The organism is Streptomyces capillispiralis (assembly GCF_007829875.1).
GTDB lineage: Bacteria > Actinomycetota > Actinomycetes > Streptomycetales > Streptomycetaceae > Streptomyces > Streptomyces capillispiralis.
The window spans coordinates 5,249,569-5,262,146 of record NZ_VIWV01000001.1 but is presented as its reverse complement, the minus strand read 5'-3'; the positions used below and the strand labels follow the sequence as shown (position 1 = coordinate 5,262,146).

The window sequence follows — 12,578 nt, the reverse complement described above, 5'->3', positions numbered from 1 at the left end:
GTGACGCGCGGGCGTCGCGCTCAGACCGCCGGCTGCGCTCCCGCCGCCAGGGTGCCGCACAGGGCCGGGGCGCTGCCCGTCGCGTAGGGGTCGGTGCCGGCGGGGCCGCCCTCCTTGGCCGTCTGCCCGGCGAGCAGCGGGCGCAGCCGGCCGGTGGAGTCGTCCGCGCAGGACAGTGGTCCGGCCTGGACGTAGGCGACGACCAGCTCGGCCTGGTGCAGCCGCAGGTCGTCGCGGTCGAAGCGGAAGTGCAGTTCGCGGCGGACGGTGAACAGCGACGCCTCGGCGTCCGGGTCCGCGCCGGCCGGCCGCAGCGCGTAGACGAAGGTGTGGTCGGTGGTGACCTCGAGGGTGGAGGAGTCGGTCTCGGCGGCCTGCATGCTGCCCTGGACGCGGATCTCGCGGCCGGCCAGTTCCACGTGGGAGGGGTCGAAGCGGACCATCCAGCCGGTGGGCGCGTGCCGTCCGTCGGCTGTGGGCCGGTCGAAGCTCTGGTCGAACTGGCCGAGCTGGTCGGAGTCGAGCAGCACCCGCACCGGCCGGGTCCGGCCGCCGGTGAGCACGCCGGGGTCGAGTGAGGACCGTACGAGGTAGTCCTTGGCGGTGATCAGCGCGGTCACCACCTGGCCGTCGGAGAAGTGGGCCGTGCGCCGGGAGGCCGGGAGGGGCACGCCCTCGGCCCCGTTGCGGAACTGCGCCGCCGGACTGCGCGCGTACAGCTGCTCGACGTCGGAGGTGCCGGGCACCTCGCCCCGCGGGGCGAGCGGGATGACGGTCATGCGCAGGGGTTCGGCGGGCTGCTCGGCGGCGGGGCCCTGGTAGGGGTGGCGCACTCCCAGGTAGATGGCGGTGCCGAAGGCGACGGCGATCAGCAGGACCAGGACCAGCGCCTGCCGGGACAGGCCGCCGCGGCGCAGGGGCGGGCGGTGGCGGACGGCGGGGGCGTGGTCGGTGATGCGCTCCTGGGCGGAGTACTCCTGGAGCGGGGCAGCGCGGACGAAGGACTCGTCGAAGACGACGGACCTGTACTCGTCCTCGCCACCTCCGGGGGCTCCCTCGGGTGTCCCCTCAGGTGGGTCCGGAGGCCCTCCCATACCTTCAGGGTAGGTCCGGCGGGGGCCCGGTAAACGCCCGGCCGCACCCAATTTCTGACAGGTTCCGACCAATCGCGGCGGCGGGTTTCAGGGGCTGTCGCGGGGGATCACCGGGACGGTCGGCCGGGAGTAGTCGGCCGACGCGGAGGGCGCCGCGCCGCCCTGCTCCACCCCGGTCGAGGCGGGCGGCGGGGCGGGGTCCTGCCGGTGGGAGGAGGCGCCCCGGTAGACGGCCGAGAAGGCGAGCGCGACCATGCCGATGCCCATCACCAGGGCGAGCATCCAGGCGACGGGACGGTGCCAGCGCACGTGCCTGCCGTACGGGCCCGGGGAGCCGTAGTCGTCGTCCAGGACGTCGGGGTCGTCGTCCGGGTCGTCGTAGCCGGGAGCGCCCCGGTAGCCGCCGTACCCGTCGTCGTACCGCTCGCCGCGCGCGCGGGCCCGGTGGGCCTCGGCCTCCATGGCCTCGGCTCTGGCCTGGGCGGCGGCCAGGAGACGCTCGACGGCGGTCGGCTCGTGCACCTCGGCCGCGCGTACGAAGGCCTCGTCGAAGACCACGGAGGCGAACTCTTCGTCCGACACCCCGCGGTCGTGGTCGTCGTCGGGCTCCCAGCCGTCAGGGAACGGCGTGCCCCCCACGTCCTCCGGCACGGATCCAGAGTAGACCTGGGGGGTCATTTTGGGCAGACGGTATGGAAATTCATCCGTCTGCTGAGACGACCGAGCGCCCGCTCACCCGGGGCGCACGGGTCAGCGCCGTACGTGACCGTCGCCGGTGACGATGTACTTCGTGCTGGTCAGCTCGGGCAGGCCCATGGGGCCGCGGGCGTGCAGCTTCTGCGTGGAGATGCCGATCTCGGCGCCGAAGCCGAACTGGCCGCCGTCGGTGAAGCGGGTGGAGGCGTTCACCGCGACCGTGGTGGAGTCCACCAGCTGGGTGAAGCGGCGGGCGGCCGCCTGCGAGGTGGTGACGATGGCCTCGGTGTGGCCGGAGGTCCACAGCCGGATGTGCTCCACGGCCCGGTCGAGGGAGTCGACGACGGCGGCGGCGATGTCGAGGGAGAGGTACTCGGTCTCCCAGTCCTCGGTGGTGGCCTCCACGACGGTGGCGCGGGAGTCCTTGGCGTACGCCATCACCCGCTCGTCGGCGTGCACGGTGACCCCGGCGCCGGCGAGGGCGTCCAGGGCGCGCGGCAGGAACTCGGCGGCGATGTCCTGGTGGACCAGCAGGGTCTCGGCGGCGTTGCAGACGCCGACCCGCTGGGCCTTGGAGTTGACCAGGATCTCCACGGCCATGTCGAGGTCGGCCTCCGCGTCGACGTAGACGTGGCAGTTGCCGGTGCCGGTCTCGATGACCGGGACGACCGACTCCTGGACGACCGTGTTGATCAGGGAGGCGCCGCCGCGCGGGATGAGCACGTCGACCAGGCCGCGGGCGCGCATCAGCTCGCGCACGCTGTCCCGGCTCTCGCCGGGCACCAGTTGCACGGCGTCGGCGGGCAGCCCGGCCCCGCCCACGGCGTCGCGCAGTACGCGCACCAGGGCGGTGTTCGAGCGGTAGGCGGAGGAGGAGCCGCGCAGCAGGACCGCGTTGCCCGACTTCAGGCAGAGGGCGGCGGCGTCGACCGTGACGTTCGGGCGGCCCTCGTAGATGATGCCGACGACGCCGAGCGGCACCCGGACCTGGCGCAGGTCGATGCCGTTGGGCAGGGTGGAGCCGCGGACGACCTCGCCGACCGGGTCGGGCAGCGCGGCCACGTCCCGTACGTCGGCGGCGATCGCGCGCACCCGCTCCGGGGTGAGCGTGAGCCGGTCGATCATGCCCTCGGCGAGCCCGGCCTCGCGCGCCTTGGCCACGTCCTGGGCGTTGGCCTCGACGATCTCGCTCGTACGGACCTCCAGCGCGTCCGCGATGGCGAGCAGCGCGTCGTCCTTGGCGGCACGCGGCAGCGGAGCGAGGGTGGCGGCGGCCCCCTTGGCGCGGTAGGCGGCCTGGCTGACCGGGGACATCGAGTCGTACGGCGAGAGCGTGGTCATGGGGGAAGGGTAGTGCGGGCGGCCGTCGCCGGCGGCATGCATTTCACACCCCGAGACGGCGGCTTTTGTCCCCTGGGCACGGAATTGCGCACTCCCCCCGGGAGGGACGCGCGCCGGGCGCCGGGCGCCGAACTAGAAGGGGTGCACGCCGACCGGTGTCGCCAGGGCCGGTCCGTAGCCCGCCGCGACGCGCTGGTGGTAGGTGGGCCGGTCGATGACCTCCAGGCCGACGATCTCCCAGGGCGGCAGTCCGGCGGTCTGGCGGTGCTCGCCCCACAGGCGCAGCGCCACGGCGGCCGCGTCGTGCAGGTCGCGGGCCTCCTCCCAGTAGCGGATCTCCGCGTGGTCGTCGGCGTAGCGGCTGGTCAGCAGGAAGGGGTGGTCGTGGGCCAGCTGCTCCAGGGCCCGCCTGACCTCGGCGACCGGGGCCCGCGCGCCGGAGACGCTGAGGGTGACGTGCCACAGGCGCGGGAGGTCGCGGGGTTCGCCGGCCGGGCAGCGGTCCCCGGCCGCGACGCTGGTCAGGGCGCGCTCGTCGCCGGCCGCGCGGGAGCCGGCACCACCGCGAGACGCCGTCGTCCCAGGGCGCACTCGTCTCACGACGGCCTCCTTCGCACGCGGACCGGCCCGGGGTTCGGGCGGATGTGTCCCTGGGACAAAGTTGAGCAGGCTGCCGGGGATCGCGGGGGACTTTTGCGGAACGTCCACCACCGTGGGCGGACGTATCGGCGCATTACGGATGCAGGACCACCAGGTCGTCCCTGTGTACGACCTCGCGTTCGTACTCCGGCCCGAGGTCCCGGGCCAGTTCATGGGTCGAGCGGCCGATCAGGAGGGGGATCTCCTTGGCGTCGAAGTTGACCAGTCCGCGGGCCACCGCCCGCCCCGCGCGGTCCCGGAGCTCGACCGGGTCGCCCGCGCTGAACTCGCCCTCGACACCGGCGATCCCGGCCGGCAGCAGCGACTTGCGGCCCTGCACGACCGCGCGCACGGCGCCGTCGTCCAGGGTGAGCGAGCCCTGCGGGGTGGAGGCGTGCTGGAGCCACAGCAGCCGGTCGGCGGAGCGGCGGCCGGTGGGGTGGAAGTAGGTGCCGGTGTCGCCGCCGGTGAGGGCGTCGGCCGCGTGGACCGCGCTGGTCAGCACCACCTGGATGCCCGCGGCGGCGGCGATCCGGGCGGCCTCGACCTTGGTGACCATGCCGCCGGTGCCGACGCCCGCCTTGCCGGCGCTGCCGATCTCGACGTGGGCGAGGTCACCGGGGGCCCTGACCTCCGCGATGCGCGAGGTGCCGGGGCGGGCGGGGTCGCCGTCGTAGACGCCGTCCACGTCGGACAGCAGCACCAGCAGGTCGGCGCGGACCAGGTGGGCGACGAGGGCGGCGAGCCGGTCGTTGTCGCCGAAGCGGATCTCGTCGGTGGCGACGGTGTCGTTCTCGTTGACGATCGGGAAGGCGCCCATCGCCAGCAGTTTGTCGAGGGTGCGGGAGGCGTTGCGGTGGTGCGCCCGGCGGCTCATGTCGTCGCTGGTCAGCAGCACCTGGCCGACCCGGACGCCGTAGCGGGCGAAGGAGGCGGTGTAGCGGGCGACCAGCAGGCCCTGGCCGACGCTGGCGGCGGCCTGCTGCCGGGCGAGGTCGGTGGGGCGGCGGCGCAGGCCCAGCGGGGCGAGACCGGCGGCGATGGCACCGGAGGAGACGAGGACGATCTCCCGCTCTCCCCCGCTGCGGGTCTTGGCCAGCACGTCGACGAGCGCGTCGACGCGGTCGGCGTCCAGACCGCCCGCCGCGGTGGTCAGCGACGAGGAGCCGACCTTGACGACGATCCTGCGCGCCTCGCCCACGGCCTGCCTCACGCCTGCCACCTTGCCGCCCGTCCCCTCACAACACGTCCGATCGGTCGCTCGCCTGGCAATCTACGCGAAGCACCCCCGGGCACGCGCGGGCATTCCAGCCCCCGGACAGGCGCACCGTGACCGCGCGTTCACGCCCCGCATCCGGCGAAAAGGTTGCGTCGGACGCCTATAGAAATCAAACGTTGCGCAAATTTATCGTGAACTACGTGCTCCACAACGTTCCTCGCGCGCAGCGCATCCTCCTCAGATCGGGGAAAAGCCCCTTCGACGTCCTGTCCGTGGAGGAGGCCCTCCACCGTGACGTCATCGCCACCAACTCCGGCAACCTGATCTTCAGCGACGCCGCGCACAAGATCCTCGAGACACCCGGCACCGAGGTGGTCTCGAACGAGATGCGGACCGAGGTGGCCGCGGCGGAACGCATCAACGAGGAGTACGACGCCTTCGTCGTGCCGCTCGCCAACGCCTTCCGCCCGTCCTTCGAGCCGGGCCTGAAGCGGCTCACCCGGCTGATAGGCCGGCTGAGGATCCCCGTGGTCGTCCTCGGTGTCGGCGCGCAGACCGGGCTGAGCTACAACCCGGCGCGGTTGAAGCCGATCGAGCCGTCCGTGCGCGCCTTCGTCTCCGCGGTGCTCGACCGCAGCGCCTCGATCGGGGTACGGGGCGAGTTCACCGAGAAGTACCTCAACGACATGGGGTTCCGCGACGTCGAGGTGATCGGCTGCCCGTCGCTGTTCATGTACGGCAAGGAACTCGCCGTGCAGAAGCGGACGCAGGAGCTGACCGGCGGGTCGCGCATCGCCGTCAACGGCTCGCACAGCGCCGTGCGCAGGCTGGGCATGGACCGGATCATCTCGCGCGCCCACGCCCGCTACCCCAACCTGCGGTTCATCGGCCAGAACCTCAGCGACGCCCGGCAGTTGCACTGGCGCGACCTGTCCGACCCGAATGCCGCGGTCACCGCGATGCCGACGCACCCCGACCACCCGATGTACCGGGAGGACAAGGTCCGCGTCTACGTCGACCCGGTCACCTGGATCGACGACCTGCGGGACTTCGACTTCTCCTTCGGCTCCCGCATCCACGGCAACATCGCCGCACTGCTGGCCGGTACGCCCGCGACCGTGCTGTGCGCGGACTCGCGGACGCTGGAACTGTGCCGCTACTTCGAGATCCCGCACCGCCGGATCGACAAGCTGCCCGAGGACGTCGACCCGGCGCGGCTGTACGAGGAGGCGGACCTGAGCGCGCTCACGGGCAACCACCCCGAGCGGTTCGAGCGGTTCACGGGCTTCCTGGACCGCAACGGACTGCGGAACACCTTCTCGCACGGCGACGGCGGCGCGGCCTTCGAGGAGAGGCTGCGCTCGCTGGACTTCCCGGCGGGAGTGCGCCCCTGGACCGGCACGGATCTCGCCTCCCTTGCCTCGCGCATGGGCTGGCTCAACCAGCGGGTGGGCGAACTGACCGCGGAGAACACCCGGTTGAAGCGGGACCTGGACCGCGCGAAGGCCGGTGTGCGCAGGTTCGCGGCCACCCCGGCGACCGCGTCGGTGTACCGCCGGGCCCGCCGCGTGGTGGGCGCTCCACTGCGCAGGGCACTGCAAAAGGGGCGGCCCGGGTTCCGCGGGGACGGCCCGGCGGGGCCATAGCATCCCGCGGTCACTCCACACGTCGAGGACACGCGCGTGTCGTCCGGAGGTCGGCGCGCGTTAACCCGGGCGCCCGTTCCGCGCGACCCTGGAGTGACCGCAGTGCCCGAACCCTCGTCCCATCGGCGGCGGACCGCCGCCCGCTTGCTCGTCCTCGCCGCCCTGACGGCCGCGTTCGTCGCGCAGGCCGCAGCCGCGCTGCGCCCCCACGTACCCCTGCTGCTCGCCTCCACCGCCATGTCCCTGGCGGTGGAGGGCGTGCTGTACCGGTGGCAGCCCGGCATGCTGTCGTTGTTCGCCAAGTCGCACGCGGACCTCACCGTCCGCCATGTGCTGCGCGATCTGCTGCTGGTGGTGGGGCTGCTGCGGCTCGGGGAGCAGGACCGGGAGACGCAGTACGCGCCGCTGGTCGCCGGGCTGCTGGCCTTCTACGCGCTGCACTGCGCGGTCCAGGCGGTGTCCGTGCTGGTCCGCCGCACCCGCACGCTGCCCGTGGTGACCCGGAACATCGACGCCTCGGCCCTGCGCCTGTCCCCCGCCCCGCCCGCGCTGCTGCGCCGCCCCGGCCACCGGCTGCTGGTGTTCGGCCTGCCCGCGACGGCCGGGCTGACGGCGACGGCGGCCACCGGCGACCCCCGGTACGCGGCGGCCGGGATCGCGCTGGCGCTGCTGCTGACGTCGGTGGGTCTGGGGGCGCTGCTGCTGCGGCTGCTGCCCGGCCGGCGTCCGGCGGACGAGCAGGCGGTGCTCGACTGGTTCGACGCCTGGCTGGCCGAGTACCGGCCCACGGTCGGGCTGTACTTCTCCGGCGGCCCCTCCTCCGCCTACCAGGCCAACATGTGGCTGGGGCCGCTGGCCGCGCTCGGCGGACGGCCGGTGATCGTCCTGCGCGAGCGGTTCATGGTGCCGAGGATCGCGGCGACCGACCTCCCCGTCGTGTGCCTGCCGAAGGTGTCCACGCTGATGCGGCTGGAGCGGTCCACGCTCCAGGTCCTCATCCACCCGTCGAACTCCGGCAAGACCTCCCAGGTGCTGCGCATCCCCACGATCAAGCACGCGTTCGTCAACCACGGCGAGAGCGACAAGCTGTCGTCCTGCAACCCGTACGCGAAGGCCTACGACGAGGTGTGGGTGGCCGGTCCCGCGGCGCGTGACCGGTACGCGCGGGCCGAGGTGGGCGTCGAGGACAAGGACGTGGTGGAGATCGGGCGCCCCCAGCTGGACGCCGTCCGCCCGTACGCGGGTCCGCCCGCCGGGCCCCGCGGCGGAGCCGCCGGGGGGCACCTCACCACCGTGCTGTACGCGCCGACCTGGGAGGGCTGGGACGGCAACCCGGGCAACACCTCGGTGGTCGCGGCCGGCGAGAACCTGGTGCGGGCGCTGCTCGCCGACCCGGGGGTGCGCCTGCTGTACAAGCCGCACCCGCTGACCGGCTCGGTGGATCCGCGGGCGGGCGCGGCCGACCGGCGCATCCGGGAGCTGATCCGGGCGGCGAACCGGGAGCGGTCCGCGCCGCGCCCCGCGCCGTCGGCGGAACTGGCGCTCCGTACCGCCGAGTTGGACCGGCTCACCACGGCCGCGTTCCGGGCGGGCGCCGACCAGGTCGAGCGGATGCTGGTGCAGTCGGCCCCGGAGCCGGGCCGGGCGGCGGCGGTGGCGCGGGCGACGGCGGCCTGGGAGGAGGCGTACTGGGCGTCGCTGCCCGAGGGGGAGCACCACATCGTCACGGACGCCCGCCCCGAGCTGTACGCCTGCTTCAACGTGGCCGACCTGCTGATCAGTGATGTGTCGAGCGTGATCAGCGACTTCCTGGCGAGCGAGAAGCCGTACGCGGTGGCGAACACCAGCGGGCTGCCCGAGGAGGCGTTCCGCGCGGCGTTCCCGACGGTGGCGGGGGCGACCGTGCTGACGCCGGACGCGGCCGGGGTGCCGGCCCTGCTGGAGTCGGTGCGCCATCCGGAGAAGGACGAACTGGCCGAGGCCCGAGCGGAGTTGAAGCTGCGGCTGCTGGGGCCGGCGGAGCCGTCGTCGCAGGAGCGCTTCGCCGCGGCCGTGCGCGCCCTGTGCGCGGCGGCGCGGGACCACCGGGCCCGTACGGCACGGAGGGCCACCGCGGACCTGCCCGGCCAGCGCCGGAAGACTCCCGCGGAAGCGGGGGCGGGGGCCGGGGCGACCGGAGCAGCCGGGCCGGCCTGAACGAGCGAGGCCGGGGGCCGGGGGCTGGGGGCTCAGGGCCGGAGGCCGGCGGCCACGCGCCGCGGCCTTCCGGCCCGCGGCCCCGGTCCCGGCCTCGCCCCCGCCGCCCTCACGCCGCCGCCGCTGATCCGTCCGGGGTGGTCCTGCGGGAGGGTGTCAGTACGCGGCGGGCCTTGCGGGCGGCGCGGCGCAGGACGGAACGGGCCCCGCCCTCCCGGTAGCCGGGGACGGTGCGGGCCTCGCGCGGGGAGGCCAGGTACACGGAGTCGGGTATGCCCGCCGTACGGTCACGGAAGTGCGGGTAGGCGAGGTGGACGCGCCGCCCCCGCCGCCCGAGCACCGCCGGCGCCTGCTGCTTCGTGCGGACGAACTCCAGTAACTCGGTGAGCAGTTCCAGCCGCTGTTCGGCCACCAGGTGCAGCCGCAGCCGCTCCTCGACCTTCAGCCGCGCGGCGACGCCCTCGGTCCAGTGGACGTCCATCAGCGGCTGCGCCAGCGACAGTTTGTGCCGCCGGACCTCGTCGCTGTCCTTGAGGAACCGCGGGCCGAACTGGGGCAGCAGGGTGATGGTGAAGGGCCGCACCATCAGCCGGTCGCGCCGGGGCCCCTCGGGCACGAGGTCGGCGATCAGGTTCATCAGGGCGCGGGCCGAGTCGAACCGCAGGACGTAGCCGCCGCTCTTGGTGACGTGCTTGCCGTCGTCGCGGCCGACCAGGTAGTAGCAGGTGTGGTCGGCGATCACGGAGACCCCGTCCGCCCGCAGATACGCCTCCATGGTGAACAGCGCGTCCTCGCCGGTGAACAGCGACTCGTCGAACCGGATGCCGTGCCGGTCCAGCAGTTCACGGCGGAACAGCTTCTGCGCGCTGAGCGTGAACATGATGTTGGAGGAGAAGACGTCGGTGCGCTCCAGCGTCCGGCCCCACATCGACTTCGGCGCGCTGCGGTTGACGCCCTCGACCCGGCCCAGCACCACGTCGGTGCCGGCGCGGTCGGCCATGGCGACCATCCGTTCCAGGGCCTCGGGGCCCAGCCGGTCGTCGGCGTCGAGGAAGAAGACGTAGCGCCCGGCGGCCTTGCCCAGGCCCACGTTGCGCGGGCCGCTGGGGCCGCCCGAGTTCTCCTGCCGCAGCACGGTGACGGACATGGGGGCGCGGTCCGCGAACTCCCGCAGGTACTCCCCCGTGCCGTCGGTCGAACCGTCGTCGACCGCGATGACCTCGACGCGCCCCGGGTCGATGGTCTGCGCCTCCACCGAGGCGAGGCACTCGACCAGATACGGCATCGCTTCGTACGCCCCGATGACCACGGTGACATCAGGCTGCGTCACAGCCACGTTCCCCCTCATTGGAATAAGTCCCCATAAGTGCCCCGTATCGCCTCAATCACTACCTGCTAGACGGGTGTTCGAGGGGAATGGTTGCCCGCCCTCCTCCCTTTCGTGGCCCAGCTCACACAATCGGGCCCGCCTCGCCGCACACGCCAAAGGGCTCGGCCCCCGAGGATCAACTCCTCGGGGGCCGAGCCCAGTTGGACCGCGGAGCCGGTCAGCCCGCGGTCATGCCGTCCGCCTCGCCGGCCGCCGACGCGCGCTGGCCGGGCACCGCGTCCGCCAGTTCCACGTCGGGGCCGCCGACCGTGATCCGCGACTGCTGGCCGAGGTTGCGCGTCTCGGCCTTCAGCGCGAGCTGCGCGACGGCGGTGTTGAACTGGTCGATGGAGGTCGGCTCGTCCGGGCCGAGCAGGTAGCGCTTGAGTTCCCCGCGGTCCTCGGCCAGCGGGTCGGCGGCCGGGTCACGGACGGCGTCGAGCAGCCCGTCCAGCTCGGCCGCGCTGTTGGACAGGATCACCGCGGCACGCACCGCCGTGTTCTGCCGCTTGAACTCCTCCGCGCCGAGTTCGGCGGAGTCCGTGACCGCGTACGGCTTGCCGCTGGCGATGAAGTCGGAGACCACGCTGGAGATGTCGGAGACCATCGCGTCGGAGACGTTGAAGCAGTCGTACAGGCGCGGCTGGGCGCCCGTGATGACGCGGTGCTCCCACTCGGGGATGGAGCGCCAGTACGCGGCGTTCCACTCCTCGCGCAGCCGGGCGGTCTCCTCGTGCCGGGCCACGTCGACCAGCCCGTCGCGGGTGGCCTCGGCCTCGTCGCCCTTGTCGGTGCCGACGGCCAGCTCGGCCAGCCGGGCCTCGATGCGCGCCAGTTCGGCCCGGGCCCGGGTCTGCTCGGCGGTGTCGGCGGTGAAGCGCGCGTCGGCGGCGCGCTCGGCGGCGGCCTTCTCCAGCAGCGCGACGATCCGCTGGTGGGCGGCCTTCGCCCGCGGGCTGCGGGTGCCGGTGAAGGGGTGCGGCTTGTACAGCACACGCACCGCCGGGTCGGCGCGGACCAGCTTCGTCACGATGGCCTCGCCGGCCAGCAGGATCGAGGTGTTGCCCGGGTTGTCGTCCCAGCCCTCCCAGGTGGGGGCGTACAGGACCGTCGGCATGCGGTCGCCGGGCACGCCCCGCCAGGTCTCGATGGGGGCCAGCTGCGGGCGGCCGACCTCGACGATGTCGTCGTCGCGGACACCGACGTCGGCGATGGCGTAGCGGTCGCGGCCCGCGCGGCCGGCCGTCCACACCTCGTCGTAGACCTTGCTGAACGGGTTGACGCTGGCGAGCTTGTCGCTGTCGCCGTGGCCGATGAAGACGTGCTTCATGGTGGGCACGCGCAGCAGGTGGATGTTCTTGCCGACGTTCGCCGCGTACAGCGCGACCCGCACCGTGGACAGGTCCAGGTTCATCAGGTGCACCCCTCCGGGCACGCAGACGACGGGGACCGTGGTGGGCGCGAGGTTCTGCAGGATGACCCGCTCGCGCAGGATGACCAGCGGACGGGTGTCCAGCTGCTCCATGGTCTCCAGCCACATGTTGACCTGGTAGGCGGAGTCCTTGGAGCCCGAGAAGTACAGCACCGTCTCCGGGCGGTACTCGCGCAGCCAGTCGTCGACCGCGGCCAGCACCTTGTCGGCCTTCGGCGGGATCTTCCGGCCGCGCACGTAGGGCACCAGGGCGGCGACGTACAGGATGCCCAGGAACACGGTGACGCCGATGCCGGTGTAGCCGATGGCGGCCGAGTCGAGCTGCGCGCCGACCAGTATGCCGACGACCGCCGCGAGGTCGAGGTGGAGCATCTTCTCCGCGGCGCGGTGCAGCAGCACGCGCGGCGGGGCGTCCGGGATGCGGACGCGGGAGGCCAGGTCGACGTTACGGGTGGCGACCGGCATGCGGCGGCGGTTGCGGATCAGCGTGGCCAGCGCGCCGTGCGGGGCCTGGAGGCCGTAGAAGGCGATGAAGCAGGCGATCGCCCCGTAGTAGATCAGGTTGTCCGCGAGGGACAGGCGGGCCAGCAGCAGGATCAGCAACAGCTGTCGGATCAGGAAGCGGATCGACAGGCCCGCCCGCACCTTGCTGAGGCGGTTGACCAGGTAGCTGCCCTTGCGGTGCAGATAGTGGTCCGCCAGGTACGTCACGGCGGCCGCCGCCGCGAAGGCGGGAATGCTCGGGACGAGCGCGGCCAGCATGAGGCAGGGGAAGCCCAGCATCATGAGGACCGCCGCGGCCAGTTCGGCCGCGCTGCCCACCCGGGCGACGCGAATAGCGGTGGATATCACGGAGAACCTGCTCTTGGAGGGGGAGTGCCGGTTGTGTGCCTGTGGGTATTTCGGGAGGTACGGATTCAGGCCCCCGCGAACTTCCGTTGCTGTA

At 73.1% G+C, this 12,578-nt stretch carries 9 protein-coding genes; 2 read left to right on the top strand and 7 right to left on the bottom strand.

Features of this window, described 5'->3' with window-relative positions; all coding sequences use genetic code 11:
- Positions 1 to 20: 20 nt before the first annotated feature.
- The 5 genes from FHX78_RS22850 to proB form a co-directional block, all read right to left on the bottom strand.
- On the bottom strand, positions 21 to 1,094 hold the full coding sequence (locus FHX78_RS22850) for an SCO2583 family membrane protein (protein WP_145869284.1): 1,074 nt from the start codon (positions 1,092 to 1,094) through the stop codon (positions 21 to 23).
- Positions 1,095 to 1,181: 87 nt separating this feature from the next.
- Positions 1,182 to 1,745, bottom strand: a complete 564-nt coding sequence (locus FHX78_RS22845) for an SCO2584 family spore wall biosynthesis protein (protein ID WP_444545365.1) — start codon at positions 1,743 to 1,745, stop codon at positions 1,182 to 1,184.
- Positions 1,746 to 1,844: 99 nt separating this feature from the next.
- Entirely contained in the window at positions 1,845 to 3,131 is a 1,287-nt protein-coding gene (locus FHX78_RS22840) for a glutamate-5-semialdehyde dehydrogenase (RefSeq protein WP_145869282.1), read from the bottom strand.
- A 132-nt stretch (positions 3,132 to 3,263) separates the two neighbouring features.
- Entirely contained in the window at positions 3,264 to 3,722 is a 459-nt protein-coding gene (locus tag FHX78_RS22835) for a hypothetical protein (protein ID WP_145872112.1), read from the bottom strand.
- Between the two features lie 142 nt (positions 3,723 to 3,864).
- Positions 3,865 to 4,992, bottom strand: a complete 1,128-nt coding sequence (gene proB / locus FHX78_RS22830) for a glutamate 5-kinase (RefSeq protein ID WP_145869281.1) — start codon at positions 4,990 to 4,992, stop codon at positions 3,865 to 3,867.
- 197 nt (positions 4,993 to 5,189) lie between these two features.
- Between proB and FHX78_RS22825 the strand changes: the two genes are divergently transcribed.
- On the top strand, positions 5,190 to 6,635 hold the full coding sequence (locus FHX78_RS22825; protein ID WP_145869280.1) for a polysaccharide pyruvyl transferase family protein: 1,446 nt from the start codon (positions 5,190 to 5,192) through the stop codon (positions 6,633 to 6,635).
- 102 nt (positions 6,636 to 6,737) lie between these two features.
- Positions 6,738 to 8,831 (top strand): hypothetical protein, encoded by a 2,094-nt coding sequence (locus tag FHX78_RS22820; protein ID WP_145869279.1) that lies wholly within the window; start codon positions 6,738 to 6,740, stop codon positions 8,829 to 8,831.
- A 109-nt stretch (positions 8,832 to 8,940) separates the two neighbouring features.
- On the opposite strand, the gene FHX78_RS22815 is transcribed toward FHX78_RS22820, so the two are convergent.
- Both FHX78_RS22815 and FHX78_RS22810 read right to left on the bottom strand, forming a co-directional pair.
- On the bottom strand, positions 8,941 to 10,167 hold the full coding sequence (locus tag FHX78_RS22815) for a glycosyltransferase family 2 protein (RefSeq protein WP_145869278.1): 1,227 nt from the start codon (positions 10,165 to 10,167) through the stop codon (positions 8,941 to 8,943).
- 211 nt (positions 10,168 to 10,378) lie between these two features.
- On the bottom strand, positions 10,379 to 12,454 hold the full coding sequence (locus FHX78_RS22810) for a hypothetical protein (RefSeq protein WP_145872111.1): 2,076 nt from the start codon (positions 12,452 to 12,454) through the stop codon (positions 10,379 to 10,381).
- Positions 12,455 to 12,578 lie beyond the last annotated feature (124 nt).